18 protein-coding genes are annotated in these 21,507 nt (G+C 73.8%); 9 read left to right on the top strand and 9 right to left on the bottom strand.

Translation table 11 applies throughout. The annotated features are described in order from the left end of the window. Window positions 1-194: 194 nt before the first annotated feature. The 3 genes from HZS56_RS08525 to HZS56_RS08515 form a co-directional block, all read right to left on the bottom strand. Window positions 195-434 (bottom strand): heavy-metal-associated domain-containing protein, encoded by a 240-nt coding sequence (locus HZS56_RS08525; protein ID WP_216720084.1) that lies wholly within the window; start codon window positions 432-434, stop codon window positions 195-197. Between the two features lie 79 nt (window positions 435-513). Next, a complete protein-coding gene (locus HZS56_RS08520) occupies window positions 514-1,149 on the bottom strand; it encodes a GNAT family N-acetyltransferase (protein WP_216720083.1) in 636 nt (211 codons plus the stop codon). A 126-nt stretch (window positions 1,150-1,275) separates the two neighbouring features. Beyond that, window positions 1,276-1,467, bottom strand: coding sequence for a helix-turn-helix transcriptional regulator (locus HZS56_RS08515; RefSeq protein ID WP_216720082.1), 192 nt, complete (start codon window positions 1,465-1,467; stop codon window positions 1,276-1,278). Window positions 1,468-2,330: 863 nt separating this feature from the next. Here HZS56_RS08515 and mmsA point away from each other — a divergent pair. The 5 genes from mmsA to HZS56_RS08490 all read left to right on the top strand — a co-directional run bounded on the left by mmsA (window position 2,331) and on the right by HZS56_RS08490 (window position 11,662). Then, window positions 2,331-3,833: a CoA-acylating methylmalonate-semialdehyde dehydrogenase gene (mmsA, locus tag HZS56_RS08510; RefSeq protein ID WP_216720081.1), complete on the top strand. Its 1,503-nt coding sequence runs from the start codon at window positions 2,331-2,333 to the stop codon at window positions 3,831-3,833. Window positions 3,834-4,063: 230 nt separating this feature from the next. Continuing rightward, the gene (locus HZS56_RS08505) at window positions 4,064-6,739 is read left to right on the top strand and encodes an alpha/beta fold hydrolase (RefSeq protein ID WP_216720080.1); all 2,676 of its coding nucleotides are present in this window, start codon (window positions 4,064-4,066) and stop codon (window positions 6,737-6,739) included. Then, on the top strand, window positions 6,736-7,689 hold the full coding sequence (locus tag HZS56_RS08500) for an ABC transporter permease (protein ID WP_253913932.1): 954 nt from the start codon (window positions 6,736-6,738) through the stop codon (window positions 7,687-7,689). Before HZS56_RS08505 ends, HZS56_RS08500 begins: the two co-directional genes overlap by 4 nt. A gap of 183 nt (window positions 7,690-7,872) precedes the next feature. Beyond that, window positions 7,873-9,525 carry a vWA domain-containing protein gene (locus HZS56_RS08495; RefSeq protein ID WP_216720079.1) on the top strand — a complete coding sequence of 551 codons (1,653 nt, stop codon included), beginning with the start codon at window positions 7,873-7,875 and terminating at the stop codon, window positions 9,523-9,525. A 208-nt stretch (window positions 9,526-9,733) separates the two neighbouring features. Beyond that, window positions 9,734-11,662, top strand: a complete 1,929-nt coding sequence (locus HZS56_RS08490; protein ID WP_216720078.1) for an AMP-dependent synthetase/ligase — start codon at window positions 9,734-9,736, stop codon at window positions 11,660-11,662. 78 nt (window positions 11,663-11,740) lie between these two features. Here HZS56_RS08490 and rdlB read toward each other — a convergent pair whose 3' ends face one another. Further along, window positions 11,741-12,145, bottom strand: coding sequence for a rodlin RdlB (rdlB, locus tag HZS56_RS08485; protein WP_216720077.1), 405 nt, complete (start codon window positions 12,143-12,145; stop codon window positions 11,741-11,743). 294 nt (window positions 12,146-12,439) lie between these two features. Between rdlB and rdlA the strand changes: the two genes are divergently transcribed. From rdlA to HZS56_RS08470, 3 genes are all read left to right on the top strand, one after another. Then, window positions 12,440-12,835 (top strand): rodlin RdlA, encoded by a 396-nt coding sequence (gene rdlA, locus HZS56_RS08480; RefSeq protein WP_216720076.1) that lies wholly within the window; start codon window positions 12,440-12,442, stop codon window positions 12,833-12,835. A gap of 318 nt (window positions 12,836-13,153) precedes the next feature. Further along, entirely contained in the window at window positions 13,154-13,381 is a 228-nt protein-coding gene (chpD, locus tag HZS56_RS08475; protein ID WP_301542995.1) for a chaplin ChpD, read from the top strand. A gap of 133 nt (window positions 13,382-13,514) precedes the next feature. Continuing rightward, window positions 13,515-14,315, top strand: coding sequence for a chaplin (locus HZS56_RS08470; RefSeq protein ID WP_308408027.1), 801 nt, complete (start codon window positions 13,515-13,517; stop codon window positions 14,313-14,315). A gap of 63 nt (window positions 14,316-14,378) precedes the next feature. Here HZS56_RS08470 and HZS56_RS08465 read toward each other — a convergent pair whose 3' ends face one another. Then, window positions 14,379-15,833, bottom strand: a complete 1,455-nt coding sequence (locus HZS56_RS08465; RefSeq protein ID WP_308408026.1) for an ATP-grasp domain-containing protein — start codon at window positions 15,831-15,833, stop codon at window positions 14,379-14,381. Between the two features lie 245 nt (window positions 15,834-16,078). On the opposite strand from HZS56_RS08465, the gene HZS56_RS08460 reads away from it, so the two are divergent. After that, window positions 16,079-17,335, top strand: coding sequence for a glycoside hydrolase family 26 protein (locus tag HZS56_RS08460; protein ID WP_216720074.1), 1,257 nt, complete (start codon window positions 16,079-16,081; stop codon window positions 17,333-17,335). Between the two features lie 85 nt (window positions 17,336-17,420). On the opposite strand, the gene HZS56_RS08455 is transcribed toward HZS56_RS08460, so the two are convergent. Genes HZS56_RS08455 through HZS56_RS38075 form a run of 4 tightly spaced genes read right to left on the bottom strand, consistent with a single transcriptional unit; the run spans window position 17,421 to window position 21,247 of the window. Further along, window positions 17,421-18,581 carry a GNAT family N-acetyltransferase gene (locus tag HZS56_RS08455; protein ID WP_216720073.1) on the bottom strand — a complete coding sequence of 387 codons (1,161 nt, stop codon included), beginning with the start codon at window positions 18,579-18,581 and terminating at the stop codon, window positions 17,421-17,423. Then, window positions 18,578-19,330: a YveK family protein gene (locus tag HZS56_RS08450; protein ID WP_253913931.1), complete on the bottom strand. Its 753-nt coding sequence runs from the start codon at window positions 19,328-19,330 to the stop codon at window positions 18,578-18,580. Before HZS56_RS08450 ends, HZS56_RS08455 begins: the two co-directional genes overlap by 4 nt. Further along, window positions 19,327-20,547, bottom strand: coding sequence for a glycosyltransferase (locus HZS56_RS08445; protein ID WP_216720072.1), 1,221 nt, complete (start codon window positions 20,545-20,547; stop codon window positions 19,327-19,329). Before HZS56_RS08445 ends, HZS56_RS08450 begins: the two co-directional genes overlap by 4 nt. A gap of 10 nt (window positions 20,548-20,557) precedes the next feature. Next, window positions 20,558-21,247, bottom strand: coding sequence for a polysaccharide deacetylase family protein (locus tag HZS56_RS38075; protein WP_253913944.1), 690 nt, complete (start codon window positions 21,245-21,247; stop codon window positions 20,558-20,560). Window positions 21,248-21,507 lie beyond the last annotated feature (260 nt).

The raw sequence follows: 21,507 nt of genomic DNA, 5'->3' as shown, positions 1-21,507 counted from the left end.
CTCCAGACGGGCCGGCCGGACCGCGCGCGGCCCGGCCGGAAGGGGTGCGGTGGTGGGGGCGGCCGGCGTGAAAAGACCCGGCGGTCGCGGGCCTCGGTGGCGTACGGCGTACGGCGTTGGGCCTGTGGCGTACGGCGTTGGGCCTGTGGCGTACGGCGTGGGGCCTGTGGCGTACGGCGTGCGGCGTGTCGAACTCAGGCCCTGCCGACCAGCTCGAAGCCCGCCTCGTCCACGGCGGCCCGTACGGCCGCGTCGTCGAGGGGGGCCTCGGAGACGACGGTGACCTCGCCGGTGGCGGCCACGGCCTGTACCGAGCCGACGCCCGCGATCTCGGAGATCTCGCCGGAGACGGCGCCCTCGCAGTGTCCGCAGCTCATGCCGCTCACCTTGTAGACGGTGGTGACGGAACCCTGGGTGTCGGTCTGGGCGGTCATGTTCGTTGCTCCTCGTCGGGTGGTGCGCAGGGGCGGGTACCCGTGATCCGGTGGGGACCACGTACCGTCCACTGTACCCCTAGGGGGTATGAAGTGGACCCCATCCGTCTCCTGCGTCGCGCGCGTGCCCGGCCCACTCGTGGTCGAGAACCGCCATGAGCACGTCGTCCACCCACGCGCCGTTCCGCAGTGCCGCCTCCCGCCGTACGCCCTCCACCACGAAGCCGGCCTTCTCGTACACCCGCCGCGCGCGCGGGTTGTCGGCGTAGACCTCCAGCTCGACGCGGTGCAGGCCCACCCGTTCGAAGGCGTGGCCGACGATGAGCCGGGTCGCCTCGCTGCCGAGTCCCCGGCCGCGGCCCCGTGGGCCGACGAGAGTGCGGAAGGTGCAGCTGCGGGCCGCGGGGTCCCAGTCGTACAGGACGACCTCGCCGACGAGTTCGCCGGTGGCGCGGTCGGTGACGGCGAGGTCGAGGCGGTCGGGGGCGGCGGTGCGCACGCCGTACCAGGAGCGGAGCCGCTCCGGGGTGAGTTCCGTGGTCGGCTCGAAGGTGAAACGGACGACCTCGGGATCGTTGATGATCTCCCACATCGCGTCGGCGTCCCCGGTCGTGAAGGGCCGCAGAACGGTCTTCTCACCGGTGAGGACGGGTTTCACGGAGAAGTCGGAAGGGGCGGAGGGGGTGCAGGGGCCGGAAGGGCCGGAGGGGTTCATGGACGGCACTGTGCCCCACGCGCGCGTGGGGCACAGAACGCGTTTCCGGGGCCCGGCAGGGTCGGGCGCCGGGGTTGTCGTTCAGCGGTTCATTGTTCCGGTCTGTCTGTTCATCACTGCATATGCTCATCTGTTCCGATTGCGGGGGCGGGACGCCACCCACGCGCGGATCGTGTCCGCGTACCAGTAGGGCTTCCCGCGCTCCACGTGGTCGGGTGGCGGCAGCAGCCCGTGCTTGCGGTACGACCGCACGGTGTCCGGCTGCACCCGGATGTGGGCCGCGATGTCCTTGTAGGACCAGAGCCTTCGGTCGGTCACTGGTTGCACCTCCCTGCGCGCGCCGCGGCGGCGACCGGGGACGGCCGCGGGGGGAGCCGGGCACTGCGCTGGCGATCATCAGCCTGTGCCGGGTGAACGACGTGAAGCGGCGGACGGTCAGGGCCCGTTCCCGGATGTGACGAAAACCCCGTCCGCGTGTGACAAGTGTGACCTGAAGGTCGATTCTGTGACACGGCCGCCACAAACGGCGTGCGCCGGGGCCGGCTTCTCCGCGGCCCGGCAGCGCGGAGCCGTGCACTCCCGTACGCCCGCGGTGCACCCGGCGTACACCGGCGCGGTGCTCCGGACCACCCTCTTGGGGCAAGTCGTCCGAATGTCCGGACAAAGCATTGACAGGCCGCACGCACGGGGCTAGAAACCGGGGTGACGTACGGCGGGCACGAAGGGAACGCGATGGCGCACGGCCTGATCGCCGGGGGACCGGAGTCCGCCCGCGCCGCCGCGGGTTCCCCCACCGAACGCCTCCGGCGCGGGCCGGCCGCCCCGCCCTGGCAGGAGCGAGGCACGGGCGTCGACTCCCCGCTCGCACCGGCCCCGCGCCGGAGGTTCCCCCGCGGTCGCAGTGAGTGCTGGTGCCTCCGGGGCTGTCGGGGGCGCCGGGGACTCTCGGGTGTCCGCGGCCGCCGGGGATGCTGTGCCGCGCACACTGCCCCACGTGTCTACGCGGACCCCGGAACCGCAGACACAGTGTCGGGCGCGCCCGACGCGCACGGCTGCTGGGATGGAGTCAGGGCCGGGACCGGGAGGCGACCGTCACCGGTCACGGCCCGTGCACAGCGCGCACAGCAGCACACACGGCACGTCTCGACCCGTCGCCGCCATCTGCGAAGGAGTTCTCGGTCATGACGCACATCGTCAACCACTGGATCGGCGGCAAGACCGCCGAGGGCGCCACGGGTACGTACGGGCAGGTGACCGATCCGGCGACCGGCGCGGTCACCACCAAGGTCGCCTTCGCCTCGGTCGACGAGGTGGACGCCGCGGTCGCCGCCGCCAGGGAGGCCTACGTGACGTGGGGTCAGTCCTCGCTCGCGCAGCGCACCTCGATCCTGTTCAAGTTCCGGGCGCTGCTGGACGCGCACCGCGACGAGATCGCCGAGCTGATCACCGCCGAGCACGGCAAGGTGCACTCCGACGCGCTCGGCGAGGTCGCGCGCGGCCTGGAGATCGTCGACCTGGCCTGCGGCATCAGCGTGCAGCTCAAGGGCGAGCTGTCGACGCAGGTCGCCACCCGCGTCGACGTCTCCTCGATCCGGCAGCCGCTCGGTGTGGTCGCCGGCATCACGCCGTTCAACTTCCCGGCGATGGTGCCGCTGTGGATGTTCCCGATCGCCATCGCCTGCGGCAACACCTTCGTGCTCAAGCCGAGCGAGAAGGACCCGTCGGCCGCCGTGAAGCTCGGTGAACTGCTCGCCGAGGCCGGCCTGCCCGACGGCGTCTTCAACGTCGTGCACGGCGACAAGGTGGCCGTGGACCGCCTGCTCGAACACCCGGACGTCAAGGCCGTCTCCTTCGTCGGCTCGACCCCCATCGCCCGCTACATCCACACCACCGCCTCCGCCAACGGCAAGCGCGTACAGGCCCTGGGCGGCGCCAAGAACCACATGCTGGTCCTCCCGGACGCCGACCTCGACGCCGCGGCCGACGCGGCGGTGAGCGCGGCCTACGGCTCCGCGGGCGAGCGCTGCATGGCGATCTCCGCGGTCGTCGCGGTCGGCGCCGTCGGCGACGCCCTGGTCGAGAAGATCCGGGAGCGCGCCGAGAAGATCAAGATCGGGCCCGGCACCGACCCGGCGTCCGAGATGGGTCCGCTGATCACCAAGGCGCACCGTGACAAGGTCGCCTCCTACGTCGAGGGCGCGGCGGCCGAGGGCTGCGAGGTCGTCCTGGACGGCACCGGCTACACGGTCGACGGCCACGAGGACGGCCACTGGATCGGCATCTCCCTGCTCGACCGGGTGCCGACCACCGCGAAGGCCTACCAGGACGAGATCTTCGGCCCGGTGCTGTGCGTGCTCCGCGCGGAGACGTACGAGGAGGGCGTGGCCCTCATCAACGCCTCGCCGTTCGGCAACGGCACCGCGATCTTCACCCGGGACGGCGGCGCGGCCCGCCGCTTCCAGCTGGAGATCGAGGCCGGCATGGTCGGCGTGAACGTCCCGATCCCGGTTCCCGTGGGCTACCACTCCTTCGGTGGCTGGAAGGACTCGCTCTTCGGGGACCACCACATCTACGGCAACGACGGCACGCACTTCTACACCCGCGGCAAGGTCGTCACCACCCGCTGGCCGGACCCGGCCGACGCCCCCGCCGGTGTCGACCTCGGCTTCCCGCGCAACCACTGAGCCGCCGGCGGCGTCCTCCGTACCGACGCAGGTACCTGCATGGACGTAAGTACCTGCATGGACGCAGGTAACTGCGTCGCCGAGGACGCCGCCCGGCACGGCCTGCGCCACGGCCCGCCCCGTCTACCGCGCCTGCGGTACGCCGGGCCGTCCCCGTACATCCGTGGGAGGGGCGGCGGTTCAGCCCCGGGTCTGCCTCCGTTGTCGGTGGCTGCCCGTACCGTTGACGCATGGATCTTCGACTGCCCCGCGTGCGGGGGCTGCTGCGGGCGCCGCGGACGCTGCTGCGGGGACCGCGGCGGGTGATCGCCGCCGCGGCAGCCGTCGTCGTGCTCGCCGGGGCCGGGACATGGACGGCCGTCGCCGGTGACGACCCGCCCCCGGTGCACCGCGCCGACCGCACCGTGGCCGTGGGCGGCGGAGTGCGCCTGGACACCTCGTACTTCACGGCCGGTTCCGACGGCCGCCGCCCCGCCGTGCTGCTCGCGCACGGCTTCGGCGGCAGCAAGGCCGACCTGCGGGAGCAGGCCGAGGACCTCGCCCGGGACGGGTACGCGGTGCTCACCTGGTCGGCACGCGGCTTCGGGAAGTCCACGGGAAAGATCGGGCTGAACGCGCCGGACGGCGAGGTCGCCGACGTGTCCCGGCTGATCGACTGGCTGGCCGAGCGGCCCGAGGTCCGGCTCGACGGGAAGGGCGACCCGCGCGTGGGCGTGGCCGGGGGGTCCTACGGCGGGGCGATCTCGCTCCTCGCCGCCGGGCACGACCGCCGGGTGGACGCCATCGCCCCGGCCCTGACCTACTGGAACCTGTCGGACGCCCTCTTCCCGAACGGCGTGTTCAAGAAGCTGTGGGCCGGCATCTTCGTCAACATGGGCGGCGGCTGCGACCGCTTCGAGGACGAGCTGTGCCGGATGTACGAGCGGGTCGCCGAGTCGGGGAAACCCGACGCCGAGGCCACCGAACTGCTCGACGCGCGCAGCCCGCAGGCCGTCGGCGACCACATCGACGTGCCCACCCTGCTGACGCAGGGCCAGACGGACTCCCTCTTCCCGCTCGGCCAGGCCGACCTGGCCGCCGAAGCGATCCGCGGCAACGGCGCTCCGGTCGCCGTCGACTGGGTCGCGGGCGGCCACGACGGCGGCGACCTGGAGACGGACCGCGTCGCCGACCGCACCGAGGCCTGGTTCGACCGGTATCTCAAGGGCGACGAGTCGGCCGGCACCGGCCCCGGATTCCGCGTCAGCCGCACCCTCGGCACCGGCAGCGGCGACGGCGAGCCCCGCCTGGAGGGCGTCAGCGGCGACTCCTACCCCGGCCTGCGCGGCGACCCGCACACCATTGCCCTGCGCGGCCGCGAGCAGAGCCTCGACAACCCGGCCGGCGCCGCCCCGCCCGCGGTCTCCGCGCTGCCCGGCATCGGCGGCGCCGGCGGACTCTCCCAGCTCTCCTCGCTCGGCCTCGGCGTCTCCCTGGACTTCCCCGGCCAGTACGCCGCCTTCGAGTCGGCGCCCGTGCGCGAGGAGCTGCGGATCACCGGCACGCCGACCGCCACCGTCCACGTCAGGTCCAGCAGCGACGACGCCGTCCTGTTCGCCAAGGTGTACGACGTCGGGCCCGGCGGCAGCCAACAGGTGCTCCCCTCCCAGCTGGTCGCGCCGATCCGGGTGACGGACGCCAGGGCGGGCCGGGACGTACGCATCACCCTGCCCGCCGTCGACCACGAGGTGGACCGCGGCCACCGGCTGCGCCTGGTCATCGCCTCCACCGACCTCGGATACGCGTCGCCGGCCGCGCCCGCCACGTACACCGTCTCCCTCAAGGGCGGCGGCCTGTCGGTGCCGACGGCGCTCGGCGACACCGGGGCGACGGCCGGACTGCCCGCCTGGGTCTGGTGGGCACCGCTCGCGGGCGCGGCGCTGGCGGCGGCCCTGCTGCTGACCGCCCGCCGCCGCACCTCGGCCCCGCCCCCCGACCCGGCGCTGGCCGGCGTGCCCCTCCAGATCACCGGTCTGACCAAGCGGTACGCCAAGTCCTCCGACCGGTACGCCGTGCGGGACCTGTCCTTCCGCGTGGAGCAGGGCCAGGTCCTCGGCCTGCTCGGACCCAACGGCGCGGGCAAGACGACGACCCTGCGCATGCTGATGGGGCTGATCGCCCCGGACGGCGGCGACATCCGCGTCTTCGGCCACGCCATCGCCCCCGGCGCCCCCGTGCTGTCCCGCGTCGGCGCCTTCGTCGAGGGAGCGGGCTTCCTGCCGCACCTGTCCGGCCGGGAGAACCTGGAGCTGTACTGGCGGGCCACCGGCCGCCCGCCCGAGGACGCCCACCTGGACGAGGCGCTGGAGATCGCCGGGCTCGGCGACGCGCTCGCCCGCGCGGTGCGCACCTACTCCCAGGGGATGCGTCAGCGTCTCGCCATCGCCCAGGCCATGCTGGGCCTGCCCGACCTGCTGATCCTGGACGAACCGACCAACGGCCTGGACCCGCCCCAGATCCGTGAGATGCGCGAGGTGATGATCCGCTACGCGGCGGCAGGGCGCACGGTGATCGTCTCCAGCCACCTGCTGTCCGAGGTCGAGCAGAGCTGCACCCACCTGGTCGTGATGGACCACGGGCAGCTCGTACAGGCCGGACCGGTCGGCGAGATCGTCGGCTCCGGCGACACCCTGCTGGTGGGCACCTCCGCGCGCGTGGACGCCCCGCTCGTCGAGAAGGTCGCCGCGCTGCCCGGCGTGTCCTCGGCGGCCGCCACCGAAGGAGGCCTGCTGGTCCGCCTCGGCGGCGACGGCACCGCGCGGGACCTGATCCCCGAACTCGTCCGCCTGGACGTGCCCGTGGAGTCGGTGGGCCCCCACCGGCGCCTCGAGGACGCCTTCCTGACCCTGATCGGAGACTCGGCATGAGCAGCAGCAGTACCAGCACGCCGCCTGCCGAGGGCGCGGAGGCCACCGGGGCCACTGAGTCCGCCGGGGCCACCGGGTCCGCCGGCCGCGACGGGTCCGCCGGTCCCCGGGAGGTCGCCGACGGCTACCGCGCGGGGCGCACGCTGCCCGTGCGGGTCGAGCTGATCCGGCAGCTGAAGCGGCGGCGGACCCTGGTCATGGGCGGCGTCCTGTTCGCCCTGCCGTTCGTGCTGCTCGTCGCCTTCCGCATCGGCGGTGAGCCCGGCGGCGCCAGCAACCAGGTCAGCCTCATGGACTCGGCCACCGCGTCGGGCGCCAACTTCGCCGCGGTCAACCTCTTCGCCTCCGCCGGCTTCCTCCTCGTCGTGCCCGTCGCCCTGTTCTTCGGGGACACGGTCGCCTCGGAGGCCGGCTGGTCCTCGCTGCGCTACCTGCTCGCCGCGCCGGTGCCGCGGGCCCGGCTGCTGTGGTCCAAGCTGGTCGTCGCCCTGCTGCTGAGCCTCGCCGCGATCGTGCTGCTGCCGCTGGTCGCCCTCGCCGTCGGCACCGTCGCCTACGGCTGGGGGCCGCTGGAGCTGCCCACCGGCGGCAGCCTGCCCACCGGCACCGCGGCCGAACGCCTGGCGATCACGGTGGCGTACGTCTTCGTCTCGCAACTGGTCACCGCAGCACTGGCGTTCTGGCTCTCCACCAAGACGGACGCGCCGCTCGGCGCGGTCGGCGGCGCCGTCGGCCTGACCATCATCGGCAACGTCCTGGACGAGGTGACCGCCCTCGGCGACTGGCGCGACTTCCTGCCCGCGCACTGGCAGTACGCCTGGCTGGACACCGTCCGCCCCGACCTGGACTGGACCCGTCTGATACAGGGCACGTCGCTGTCGGTGACGTACGCCCTCGTCCTCTTCGCCCTGGCCTTCCGCAACTTCGCCCGCAAGGACGTGGTGTCCTGACCAGGTGCCACCTCCGGCGCCGTCGGTGTCGACCGGATCACCGGAGGATCACCCACCGGTCCCGCCGGCACCCCGCCGTACCCACTTCGAGACGCACCCGTAACGCCCCGTCCCGCACGTTCCGCCCCGCTGCGCCGTCACAGTCACGTACGTCGGCGTCAACACCAGCAGGGGGCAGTGACGATGGCAGTGACGACGAGGACAGAGAAGAGGACACGGCGGTACCGGGCGCGGGGGCCGGCCGGTGCACTGCTCGCCCTCGCGGCGGCGGGCGGCCTGCTGCTCACCGGCTGCGGGGGAGGGGACGACGAGGGGCGGGCGGCCACCGCCGACAGCCGGGGCGGCGGCCACGCGCCGGCACCGGCGCCCGACCGCCCGCGCGGAGAGGGCGGCCCGGCGACCGGCGGGGCGGACCGGAACGGCGACTCGCGGGAGGTGGCCCCCGACGCCCCCGACCCCGACCTCCTCTCCACCTTCGCCCTGGACGTGGACACCGCCTCCTACGGCTACGCCCGCCGCACCCTCTCCGAGGGCCGGCTGCCCGACCCGTCGACGGTCCGGCCCGAGGAGTTCGTCAACAGCTTCCGCCAGGACTACGACCGTCCCGACGGCGACGGCTTCACCGTGACCGTGGACGGCGCCCGCACCGGCGTCGCGAACTGGTCGCTGCTCCGCGTCGGCCTGGCCACCCGCCCGGCCGAGCGGCAGAGCGAACGCCCGCCGGCCGCCCTGACGTTCGTCGTCGACGTCTCCGGCTCGATGGACGAACCCGGCCGCCTGGACCTCGCCCGGGACTCCCTCGGCACCATGACCGACCGGCTGCGCGACGACGACTCCGTGGCGATCGTCACCTTCAGCGGGGAGGCCGAGACCGTCCTGCCCATGACCCGGCTCGGCGACCACCGCGGCCGGGTCCACGACGCGATCGACAGCCTGGAGCCCACCGACTCCACCAACCTCGGCGCGGGCGTGGAGACCGGCTACGAGACCGCCGTCGAGGGCCGCCGCACGGGCGCCACCAACCGTGTCGTCCTGGTCTCCGACGCTCTCGCCAACACCGGTGACACCGACGCCGACACCATCCTCGAACGCGTCTCCACCGAGCGCCGCGAGCACGGCATCACCCTCTTCGGAGTCGGCGTCGGCAGCGACTACGGCGACGCGCTGATGGAACGCCTCGCCGACAAGGGCGACGGCCACACCTCGTACGTGTCGACCCCCGAGGACGCCCGCGAGGTCTTCTGCGAGCAGCTCCCGAGCCACATCGAGCTGACCGCGCGCGACGCCAAGGCTCAGGTCGCCTTCGACCCGGAGACCGTCGCCGACTTCCGTCTCGTCGGCTACGACAACCGCCGCGTCGCCGACGAGGACTTCCGCGACGACCGCGTCGACGGCGGCGAGGTCGGCCCCGGCCACACGGTCACCGCGCTCTACGCCGTCCGCACCAGGCCCGGCGCCGGCGGCCCGCTCGCCACGGCCACCGTCCGCTGGCTCGACCCCGACAGCCGCACCCCGCACGAGGAGTCCGGCACCGTGGCGACCGACGCCCTCGACGACTCCGTCTGGGAGGCGGACCGCGGACTGCAGGTCACGGCGGCCGCGGCCTACTTCGCCGACGCGTTGCGCTCGGGCGGCGGTCACGACCAGGACCATGACAGGGGCCGCGACCACGGCGACGGACACGGCGACGGACACGGCGATCCCGGCTCCCTGCCCGGCGCACCGGGACTGCCGGAACTGTCCGCGCGCGCCGACGAGCTGGCGGACCGCACGGAGGACGGGGACGTCCGCGAGCTGGCCGAGGCGATCGAGAAGGCGGAGCGGCTGACCGGCTGACGTGACCCGGAACCTCGCGGACGGCGGCGGACAGCGCCCACGGGCTGGTCCACGGGCTGGTCCACGGAATGGTCCACGGGCTGGGCACGGACTGGCCCGTGCACCCGCGCCCATTGACGTTTCCTTACTTCCGGGTAAGTTTACTCGGAAGTAAGTCCCCAGAAGTGCACGCGACAGCGCAGCAGTCCCACCGCGACCGGGAGCCGTCATGGGCGTACGCAAGGACCTGAAACGGGCGAGAGGGCGCGGTGACCTGGTCTCCCGCACGACGACCGAGACCGTCAGGGACGCGCACGGAACCGTCCGCGAGGCCCGCACCGCTCCCCTCGCGTCCCGTCCCACCGCGGGCAGCACTGCCGACATCCCGTTCACCAACGCGGCCGAGGCCCCCGACGCGGTGGTCCTGCGCCGCCAGGCGGGCGGAGCCTGGCGGCCCGTCACCGCCGCGGAGTTCGCCCGCGAGGTCACCGCCGTGGCCAAGGGACTGATCGCCGCCGGCCTCGAACCCGGCGGCCGGGTCGCCGTGATGTCCCGTACCCGCTACGAGTGGACGGTCCTGGACTTCGCGATCTGGGCGGCCGGCGGCCAGACCGTCCCCGTCTACGCCACCTCCTCCGCCGGCCAGGTCGAGTGGATCGTCCGCGACTCGGGCGCCCGGCACGTCGTCACCGAGACCGCCGCCAACAGCGCCACCGTCCGGTCCGGCACCGAGGGGCACCCGGAGGCGCCCCGTGTGTGGGAACTCGACGCCGGAGCCCTCGACGACCTCACCGGCCTCGGCCTCGGCGTGAGCGACGAGGAGGTCACCAAGCGGCGCACCGCCCTCACCCCGGACGCCGTCGCCACCGTCTGCTACACCTCCGGCACCACCGGACGCCCCAAGGGCTGCGTCCTCACCCACGCCAACCTGCACGCCGAGGCCGCCAACACGGTCGAACTGCTGCACCCGATCTTCAAGGAGGTCACCGGCCAGACCGCCTCGACCCTCCTCTTCCTCCCCCTCGCCCACATCCTGGGCCGCACCATCCAGATCTCCTGCCTGCTGGCCCGCATCGAGATCGGGCACTTCCCGAGCATCAGGCCCGACGAACTGCGGCCGGCGCTCAAGGAGTTCCGCCCGACCTTCCTGGTCGGCGTCCCGTACCTGTTCGAGAAGATCCACGACACCGGCCGCGCGACCGCCGAGAAGATCGGCCGCGGCGCCTCCTTCGAGCGCGCCCACCGTCTCGCCGTCCGCTTCGGCGCCGCGCACCTGGAACGCTTCCTCGGCCGCGGCAAGGGCCCCTCCCTCGGCCTGTGGGCGGGCTGGGCCCTGTACGACCTGCTGGTGTACCGCCGGGTCCGGAAGGAACTGGGCGGCCGGATGCGGTACGCCATCAGCGGCGGCTCCCCACTCGGCAGCGACCTCAACCTCTTCTTCTACGCCGCCGGAATCATGGTCTACGAGGGCTACGGCCTGACCGAGACCACCGCCGCCGCCACCCTCGTCCCGCCGCTCGGCCCCCGCCCCGGCACCGTCGGCCCGCCGGTCCCCGGCACCGCCGTGCGCATCGCGGAGGACGGCGAGGTGCTCGTCAACGGCGGCATCGTCTTCGGCGCCTACCGGGGTGACCCGGAGGCCACCGACGCCGTCCTCGCCGACGGCTGGTTCGCCACCGGCGACCTCGGCTCCCTCGACGCCGACGGCTATCTCACCATCACCGGGCGCAAGAAGGACCTCCTGGTCACCTCCGGCGGCAAGAACGTCTCCCCGGCCGTCCTGGAGGACCGCCTGCGCAGCCGGCCGCCGGTCGCCCAGTGCCTCGTCGTCGGCGACAACCGGCCCTACGTCGCCGCCCTGATCACCCTCGACCCGGATGCCGTCGCCCACTGGCTCGCGGTGCGGGGACTGCCCGCCGACACCCCGATGTCCGCGCTGGTGCAGGACGACAGGATGCTCGCCGACGTCCAGAAGGCCGTGGACCACGCCAACGCGGCCGTCTCCCGGGCCGAGTCGATCCGCGCCTTCCGGCTGGTGGAGGGCGAGTTCACCGAGGAGAACGGACTGCTGTCCCCGTCACTGAAGGTGCGGCGCCACGCGGCGGTGACGGCGTACGCCGACGAGATCGAGGCGCTCTACGCGACACCCGGACGCTGAACCGGGCGCTGACCCGGGCGCGGACACGCGGAAGGGGCGGGCCGCCGATGTGCTCGGCGGCCCGCCCCTCGGGCGGTGTCAGCCCTTGCCGCCGCCCTCGCCGTTGGCGGAGAGGATCGAGACGTCCTCCAGCAGGTGGGCCAGCGCACCGTCGCGCTTGGTCTGCGTGGAGTTCTCGGCGCACTGCTGGTTCAGGTCGTCCGACAGGATCGGGATGTCCTGGATCGGGACCAGTCCGACAACGCTGACCGGGATGTCGCTGACCGCGATGCAGGGCTTGTTGAACGAGCCCTGGATGAGCGCCATCTGCGGGCTCATGTTGCCCGTGGTCATCGAGTTGCCGAAGTACTGCGAGGCACCGTTGCCGTTGGCGGCGTTGGGCCCGCTGTCGTCCCCGATGGCCATCGCCTGGGGGGCCGCGGCAGCGGAGGCGCCCATGACGGAGGCGGCGATCGCCGCGTAGGCGGCTACCTTCTTGATCACTTGCCAGTCCTTTCTGAGGAAACCCCGTCCACCGGAGTGCTCTGGTCAACTCCGAGAGTCCGTTCGGGTTTCTCCCGTTCACTCTCTCGGCGGACAACGGGAAATGTGTGCGGGGCCGCGTTGCGCCCATGGGGTAAATCAGTTTTTACGCACGGGTGTGCATGTGATTCCGACGGCTTTCCGCACTCTTTTCCCGATCGCTGGTCCAACCGGGTGAACGCCCGCAACCAATCATGGCTCATCGGGTTGATGAGGCCGTAGGACAGTGCGTCGCTACGACGAAAGGAACGCGAAGTGCTCAAGAAGGCAATGGTCGCCGCGGCGGCTGCCGCTTCTGTGATCGGCATGTCGGCTGCCGCCGCCCCCCAGGCCCTGGCCATCGGGGACGACGCCGGACCGGCCGTGGCCAACGGCAACGGCGCCGAGTCGGCGTTCGGCAACTCGGCGACCAAGGGCGACATGAGCCCGCAGCTGTCGCTGGTCGAGGGCACGCTGAACAAGCCGTGCCTCGGTGTCGAGGACGTCAACGCCGCGGTCATCAACCTCGTCCCGGTCCAGGACATCAACGTCCTGTCGGACGACCTGAACCAGCAGTGCGCGGACAACTCCACGCAGGCCAAGCGGGACGGCGCCCTGTCGCACGTCCTGGAGGACCTGTCGGTTCTGTCGGCGAACGGCGAGGGCCGCTGAGCGGTCCCGTCGGGCACGGGCGGCCCGCTGACCTCCTCGCGGGCCGCCCGGCCGTGAACCGGTCGTGAACCGGCCGTCGGCAGGCTGTCGACCGGCCGGGGTTTCACCGGGAGGCGGATGGACGTCGTCGCTCTCCTGGGGGAACGGCCGGACCGAGTAGTGAGGCATCCGAGTGAATGTCGGGGTGTCTCACGTTCGGGAGTTTCTCCGGCCGTCAATTCCTCGTTTGCAGGCTGCAGGTCATGGTGCGAGCCGTCAATGCTGTGCTCGCGCGGTTTCGGCCGTCATTCAGGCATGACCGCAGAGAAGGGAAATCTCATGAAGAAGAGCGCTGCTGTCGTCGCGGGCGCGATCATGGCCCTTGGCATGGCCGCCCCGGCCTTCGCCGACGCCGGTGCCGAGGGCGCCGCCGTGGGCTCCCCGGGCGTCCTGTCCGGCAACGTCGTCCAGGTTCCGGTGAACGTTGGCGCCAACGTCTGCGGCAACAGCATCAACGTCGTTGGTCTGCTGAACCCCGCGTTCGGCAACGCGTGCGTGAACGACTGACGTAGTTCCGCACCGACCGGCTGCGTCACGGCCGGCCTTGGCCAACTCGTTTGGTTCGAGGCCGGCTTTTCCCCTCTCTGCAGCCCGGCCTCCAGATCTTTCTCCCACCTCTACCAGCAGGAAGACAACGAGAGTGCGACAGACTCTGAGCAGGGGGATGGTCGCGGCTGCCGCCGCGACGGGCATCCTTTCCCTGTGCGGCAGCCCCGCCCTTGCCGACTCACAGGCGGACGGGGCGGCCACGAACTCGCCGGGCGCCGTGTCCGGCAACGCCCTCCAGGTACCGGTCCACGTCCCGGTGAACGCGTGCGGCAACAGCATCGACGTCGTCGGTGTGCTCAACCCGGCCTTCGGCAACGAGTGCGAGAACAGCTCGGACCAGGAGACCGGCGGACACGGCGGCGGGTACGGCGAGGACGCCCAGTCCTCCTCCGGCTCCTCGTCCTCCGGCGGCGGCGCCCACGCGGAGGGCGGCACCGAGGGTTCGCCCGGTGTCGGCTCCGGCAACAACGCGCAGGTCCCGGTCGACGTGCCGGTCAACCTCTGCGGCAACACGATCGACGTGATCGCCGCCCTGAACCCCGTCTTCGGCAACAAGTGCGAGAACACCGCCGAGGAACCCCCGGGCTACGGCGAGGAGGAGCCCCCCGGCTACGGCGAGGAAGAGCCGCCCGGCTACGGCGAGGAAGAGCCGCCCGGTGAGGAGGAGCAGCCGCCGCCGGCCGAGGAGGAGCAGCCGCCTCCGCCCGCCGCGGAGGAGCCCCCGCCGCCCGCGGAGGAGGAGCACACCCCGCCCGCCCCGCAGACGGAGCAGCCGCCCGTCCTGGCCGAGACCGGCAGCGCGGGTGCCCTGGGCGCCGGGGCCGCCGGCGCCGTGCTGATCGCGGGTGGCGCGATCCTCTACCGCAGGGGCCGCGCCGCCGCCGGTCTCTGACCCCCGGCCGCCCACGCCCCCGGTCGCCCGCTCGGGCCGCCGGGGGCGTCGCGTGTGCCCGTGTCAGTGGCTGCCCGCCCGCTCGTCACCGGGAGAGCCGGTGCGGTGACTGCGGTCGCTGTCGCGGTCGCGGTCGCGGTCGCGTTCGCTGTCGTGGTCGCGGTCGGCGTGGTCGTCGGCCGGGGCGTGCGCCTGGCGTACGACACGGGGGCGGGCCGGGACGCCGGTGCCCGCTCGGTCCGCTCGGTCAGCACGTTGGTCCGCTCGGTCCGCTCGGTCAGCACGTTGGTCCGCTCGGTCCGCTCGGTCCGCACGTTGGTTTGCTTGGTCCGCACGGCTGTTCGCCCGGCGCAGCCGGTCGCGCAGCCGGACGGCGGCGTGGCGGCCCCACAGGGTCCACAGCGCCCGGCCCGGCGCCCGGTCGTCCGGGGCGTTCCAGGCCAGTTCCCGGCCGCCGGGCGCCGGACGCAGGGCGCTCAGCGGCGCGTAGTTCTCCGCCACGAACACCCGTCCCGGCCGCGGCGCCCCCTGCTGGAGCGGCCGGTGCGTCAGGTCCAGGTGCATGGCGCGTACGACGTCCAGCCCGGCGGAGTCGGTGAAGAGCCGGAACTGGGCGCCGGGCCGCGGGTTGAAGTCGAGCAGGTGGTAGCGCCCCGTCGTGCCGCAGCGACGGAAGTCCAGGTCGAGGACGCCCCGGTAGCCCAGCTCCGCGCAGACCCGTTCGGCGAGCGCCTGCACCCCCGGGTTCGGCGTCCAGCGGCCCACCGCGGTCAGACCGGCCCTCCGCGGCCAGGACCGGATCTTCCGGCCGGGTCCGCCCGCACGGACCGTGCCCGAGCGGTCGGCGTACCCGTGGAAGAACCAGTCCCGGTCCGGGCCCGGCGGCAGGAACGCCTGGAGCAGCAGCCTGCTGCCCGCCTCCTCGGCGCGCCGGCACAGCTCCCCGGCCTCCCGTGCCGAACGCACCAGCACCGTGCTGCGCAGCCCGCCGCCCGGCGGCACCAGCCAGGGCCGGCTCCACTTCGCCACCACCGGCAGCCCCAGCCGCCACGCCGCCCGCGTAGCCTCGGCCGGCCCGTCCGGAACCAGCGTCTCGGGGTGCGGCACGTCCAGCGCGGCGCACACACCGGCCAGCTCGGCCTTGTCGGCCACCCGCTCCGCCAGCCCGGCGGGCAGGCCAGGCAGCAGGTACAGGGGCGCCAGCTCGTCCCGCGCCCAGCCCACCGCCACCGCGCACGCGTCGTCCATCGGAACCAGTACGGCGGGACGCGCGATCCCCGCGGCGACGCGGCGCAGGACCGACGCGATCTCGGCGGGCGACGCGCCGGGCGGCGGGGGAGTGTGCAGCCGCCTCGCGTAACGGGAGGCGGCGATCGGACTCCCGGCGCAGTCGGCGACGACGTGCACCTCCACCCCGGCGCGGCCGAGCGAGCGCACGGCGCCCAGCGTTCCGTGGTGAAAGGGATTCCGGTCGGTCCGCAGCAGCACGGTGGGGACACGGGTGTCGAACAGCGACACGTGAAACGTCCTTCGTATTCGGTTCGGTTCACCGGTGCGGACGAGTGGCGCACCCGGAAGCCGTAACGGCGGTGGCGTGATGGCATCTCATGTGACTGGGTGTCAGTAGCGGAGACGAATGCGGAGTACGGCGAATGCGGAGTATGCGGTCCTTCGAGGCATGCGCAGTCTTCGCGGCCTTCGGAGTCTTCGCGGTCTTCGGAGTCTTCGGAGTATTCCGAGTCGATGGCGAGAAAGGGGCCGTTATGGCCGTACGGAAGTCACGGGTCCGGTCCAGCCGGCCGGCCTGCGCCGTGGCGGCGGTCGCGGCGGCCGCACTGGTGGCGGCGGCCCCGGCGGTCGCCGCCGGTGAACCGGCCCCTCCCGCGCCCGCTCCGCCCGCACCCGCCCCGGCGGCGGCACCCGAGGCGTCGGCCGGGAAACCCGCCGTGCCTCCCGCGTTCGGCGCCTACCTGGACTACGGCGCGCGCGGTGTCGCCCGCATGGCCGAGCTGAGCCACTGGCTCGGCGGCGCCGAACTGCGCGTCGGCCACACGTACCTGCCCGGCGACCGCTGGAGCAACATCGAGGGCGCTCCGGGCTTCCTCGACGTGTGGGCCGACTGGCGGACCCGCAAGGACGACCGGATGCTCGTCCTCAACGTGCCCATGATGGAGCGCAACGAGGAGCACGTCGGCGACGACGAGGTGCGCGCACTGCTGCGCCAGGGCGCCGCCGGACGCTTCGACCACCACTACCGCGCCCTCGCCGAACGCCTGGTCGAGCTGAAGGTGCCGGACACGGTCCTGGTGCTCGGCTGGGAGATGAACGGCACCACGTACACCCACCGTTGCGGGCCCGACCCGCAGGCTTGGAAGACGTACTGGAACCGCATCGTCACCACGATGCGCTCCGTGCCCGGCCAGAAGTTCAGGTTCGACTTCGCGCCGAGCCGCGGCCGGGACGCCGTGCCCTGGACGCAGTGCTACCCGGGGGACGCGACCGTCGACATCATCGGCATGGACTCCTACGACCAGCCGCGCGGGATGCCGTTCGACGAGCAGGTGAAGGAGCCGTACGGGCTCCAGGCGCACGTGGACTTCGCCAAGGCGCACGGCAAGCCCGTCTCGTACCCGGAGTGGGGGCTGTTCCGCAACGGCGACAACGCCGCCTACATGCGGCGCATGCTCGCCTGGATGGACGAGCACGAGCCCGTCTACAACACGGTCACCGACTACTGCCCGCACGGCGTCTTCCAGTGCGACGACAACCCCCGTTCCACCGCCGTCTACCGGTCCGTGCTCTTCGGCCGCACCGACGAGCCCGCCGCCGAACCCACCGACCCGCAGACGCCGGAGCCCACCGCGCCGGCCACGCCCACCGCGCCGCCCGTGCCGCCCGTCCCGTCCACCACGCCCGAGCGCCCGGACGACTGCTCGCCGCTGCAGTTGGGCGACTGGGTCGAGTACTGGCTCGGCGGGAAGCTGTGCATGCGGCTCGACTGGTACTCGCGCCACAAGTAGCCCGGAAAGCGGCCCGGAAAGCGGCCCGGAAAGCGGCCCGGCGGGCGGCGGCCCGGGAGGGGCGGCGGGGCGGTGGCGGTGCCTGTCAGGTGCCACCGCCACCGGCGCGCTCCTTCCGTTCCGCCCGTCGGCGCAGCAGCTCCTTGCCGTGCCGCCGGGCGGCGGCGTCACCGAGGGCCGCCGCCAGCAGCGGGGCCGTGCGGCGACGGGCCAGCAGCAGGCGCCGGTTCGCCACCGGCTCGGGGCGCCAGCGGTGCTTGTACGGCTCGTCGCCCCGCAGCAGGCTCAGCGTCTCCCGCCCCGGCCGCTGCCGGGCGTGCCCGGCGCACGCCTCCAGCAGCATCACCGCCACGTCCGCCCGGCACTCCCGCAGGCGGGGGTGTGCGCCGTACAGGTAGCCGCCGGCCAGCCGGGGCGACAGCAGCGTCACGTCCACGGCCACCACCTCGTCGTCCATCCGGAACTCGGTCACCACCGCGTCCCCGGCCCGCACCATCGGCCCCACCGCCCGCACCAGGTGCTCGCGGAACCGGGGCCGCAGGTGCTCGCCGGTCACCTTCCGCCCCTGCCACTGCAGCCGGTGCAGCTCAAGGAGCCGGGCGAGCGCCGCGTCCACCTCGCCGGGCAGCACCGTCCGGCTCTTGACGCCGAGCTTGTCCAGCCGGCGCAACTGGGCGCGGACCCGCTGCCGGGCCTTGGCCGAGGGCAGCCGGGCGGTCAGTTCGTCGAAGGGGAGGGCGGGCAGTTCCAGGCAGAGCGAGTCGGGCACCGCGCGCCGGGGCCCGCGCCAGCGGTCGTAGACCCGTTCGGCGGCGGCGCCGGGACGCACCTCGCGCAGGTCGACGAGTGCGGTACGGGCCGCCGCCGCGAGAGCTGCGGCGAGCGCCGCCGCCGCGTCCGGACCGCGTTCGTCGTCCAGCAGCACGTCCCCGTAGTCCGAGATCGCGCCGCCCAGCGGCACCAGCGCCGGAACCGGACGCCGTACGAGCGTCAGCGGGGCCGCGCCGACCAGTTCACCGCCCTCGCGGACCAGCACCAGCCGCAGCCGGCCTGGCCGGCCGTACGAACGCCACCACGAATGCAGCCAGGCGTGGCTCTGGAACGGCGTCGCGGCGGCACACCTGGCGTACAGCCGCCCCCACTGCGGGGCCAGCGCGGCGAAGTCGCCCTCCTCGGTGACCAGTTCGGCCGTACGTCCGGGCGGGGGCGTGAGCGTCCCGCGGTGCGGCTGCCTCGGGTACGTCACAGCTGGGTGCGCACGTCGGCCGCCGACGCGGGCCCGGGGACGGACGCAGGGGTGCGGTCCCGTTCCCGTTCCCGGGCGGCGCCGCGCGGCCGGACCAGCAGGGCGAGTCCGCCGAGGAGCCCGCCCGCGCTCGCGCCCACCAGTCCCGTCACGGCGGTGGACGCCGAGGACGCCGCGGTGGGTTCGGTGGCCCGCGCGAACTGCCGCAGCTCCACGTGGGTGTCGTCGGCGGCGGCGTCCGCGTGTCCGGTCAGGGCGCGGGCGACCGCGTTGGCCATGTCGGCGGCCTGCTCCGGGTCGGCGGAGGTGGCCGTCACCGAGACCATCGGCGCGTCCGGCGAGGTCGCCGTGCGCACACTCTCCTCCAGCGTCGCCACCGGCACGTGCGCCCACATCTGCGCGTCCCCCAGCACCGCGAGCTGCGTGGCGACCCGGCCGTAGGCCTGCGCGAAGCCCAGCGCGGCCGCCGGGTCGGACTTGTCGGTGGGGACGGCGACGACGTAACTCGTCGCGCTGTACTGCGGGGTGGTGGCCAGACCGTAGCCGGCGCCGAGCAGCCCGCCCGCGAGTACCCCGGCCACCAGCGGCGACCAGGGCGGCAGCGTACGGAGACGGCGCCTGACCCGGCGCAGGACCCGGCGCGGGACACCGCGCAGTGCGGCCGCCCCGGTGCGGTGCGGGTGGGCGGGCGGTTCGGGTTCGTGGTCTGCGGCGGGCTCGGCCGGTGACTGGGTGAGGGGCTCGGTCATGCGGAACTGACTCCCTGGGATGCCGCGGACGGGGACGGGGTCGGGGATGTGGATGTGGATGTGGATGGGGGCGGGCTGGGGGCCGGGGGCATCGGGTGCGTGAGGGCGGTCGCGTACACGTCCAGCAGCCGGGCGGCGCTGCGCGTGACGCAGTAGTGGCGGGCGGCCGCCGGCACCGTGCGCGGACCGGGTCCCGGACCGGCGGACGCGCGGACCCCGGCGAGGGCGCGGGCGAACTCCTCGGCGCCGCCGGTGACGCGCCGGGCCGCCGGCGCCTCCTGCCGGGGCAGGTCCTCGATCGCCGGGCAGGACGAGTACAGCACCGGCAGCCCGGACGCGAGGCCCTCCACCGCGGCCAGCCCGAAGGCCTCCTCCGGCGACGGCGAGGCGAGGACGTCCATCGCGGCGGTGAGCGACGGCAGGTCGGGCCCGGGGGAGCCGTCGGCGAGGCACGGCCGCTCGCCGGTGAGCAGGACGCGGTCGGCGACCCCGGCCTCGCGGGCGGTGCGGCGCAGCACGTGCTCCTCGGGCCCGCCGCCCACCAGCAGCAGCCAGCAGTCGGCCGGGAGCAGGGCCAGGGCGCGGACCAGGACGTCGAACCGTTTGCCCGGGGCCAGTCGGCCGATGCCGCCCACGACGTAGGCGCCCTCGGGCAGTCCGAGGCGGCGGCGGGTGCGCAGCCGGCGGACCGGGTCGAAGCGGAACCGCGGCAGGTCGATGCCGTTGGGGACGACCTCGATGCGCGGCGCGGGCACGCCCCAGCGCTTCAGCCGGTCGGCGACGGTGGGGGAGACGGCGACCGTGGCGCTGCCCAGCCGCTCCCCGGCCAGGTACAGGGCGCGGATGCCCGGGGTGAGCGGACGGCCCTCCATCTGGGAGTCGCCGAGGGAGTGTTCGGTGGCGACGACCGCGCGTACGCCGGCCAGCCGGGCGGCGATGCGGCCGTAGAGGCAGGCGCGGTAGAGATGGGTGTGCACCAGGTCGTAGCGGCCGCCGCGGATGAGGCGGGCCAGGCGGGGCAGGGCGGCCAGGTCGCGGTTGCCGGTCATGCCGAGGTGGACGACGTCGACGCCGTCGGCCAGCAGTCCGTCGGCGACGGGGCCGGGGTTGGTGAGCGTCACGACGTCGCAGTCGACCGGGAGGTGCCGCAGCAGCAGCCGCAACTGCTGCTCGGCCCCGCCGACGCCGAGGCCGGTGATGATGTGCAGTGCCTTCACGCCGGTCACCTCACACTCCCGTCGCAGGCCGGCGGCGCAGCCGGTGCAGCCGGGTCTTGAGCAGCAGCCGTACGGAGGTGTCGCTCTGCCCCACGTGCACGCGCGGCAGGGCGTACGCGCCGGTCAGCGGGCCGGGGTCGATCGCGCAGGCGTACGAGTAACCGGCGGCGCGCACGGCGTCGGCGGCGCGGGCGTCGACCGTGCCGTACGGGTAGCAGAAGCCGGTGACGGGAGCGCCGGTCAGCTCCGCGAGCAGTGCCCTGCTCCCGGCGGTCTCCGCGGTGAGTTCGGCCTCGTCGGCCCTGGTGAGGTCGACGTGGGTGAGACCGTGCGAGCCGATCTCGACGCCCTCGGCGGCGGCGTGCCGGATGCCGTCGGCGGACAGCAGCGGCTTGCGCGGGCCCAGCGGGTCCCACGCGTTGTCGCCGCCGAGGCGGCCCGGCAGGACGAACAGGGTGGCCCCGCAGCCCCAGCGGCGCAGGCACGGCAGCGCGTGCTCGACGAAGTCGGCGTAACCGTCGTCGAAGGTCAGCCCCACCAGGTCCCGGCCGTCACCCCGGGCACGGGCGGCCAGCAGCTCGGCCACCGGCACGCCGCGCAGCCCGCGCCGCCGCAGCCAGCCCAGCTGTGCGTCCAGCCGGTCGGGCGTGACCGTGATCCGGTACGGGTCGTCCGAGCGGTCGCCGACGGAGTGGTACATCGCCACCCAGGGGACGGCGGCGGTGCGGACGGCGGTGCGGTCGCTGCGGCGGGAGGTGCTGCGGGGGCTGCGGTGGGTGTCAGCCGTCGCCGCGGCGGAAGGGGAACCAGGAGCGGCGGTGGGAGCGGAAGCGGAGGCGGGAGAGGGAGAGGAACGAGAGGGGGAGGAACGAGAGGGAGAGGAACGAGAGGGGAAGAGGGAACCGGAAGGGGAGAGGGAACCGGAAGCGGTCATGCGGGTGCCTTCGTGTGACGGGGCGG

Source organism: Streptomyces mayonensis, assembly GCF_018982965.1.
Taxonomy (GTDB): domain Bacteria; phylum Actinomycetota; class Actinomycetes; order Streptomycetales; family Streptomycetaceae; genus Streptomyces; species Streptomyces mayonensis.
The sequence above is the reverse complement of the archived record's forward strand: the minus strand, read 5'-3'. Positions and strand labels throughout refer to the sequence as shown.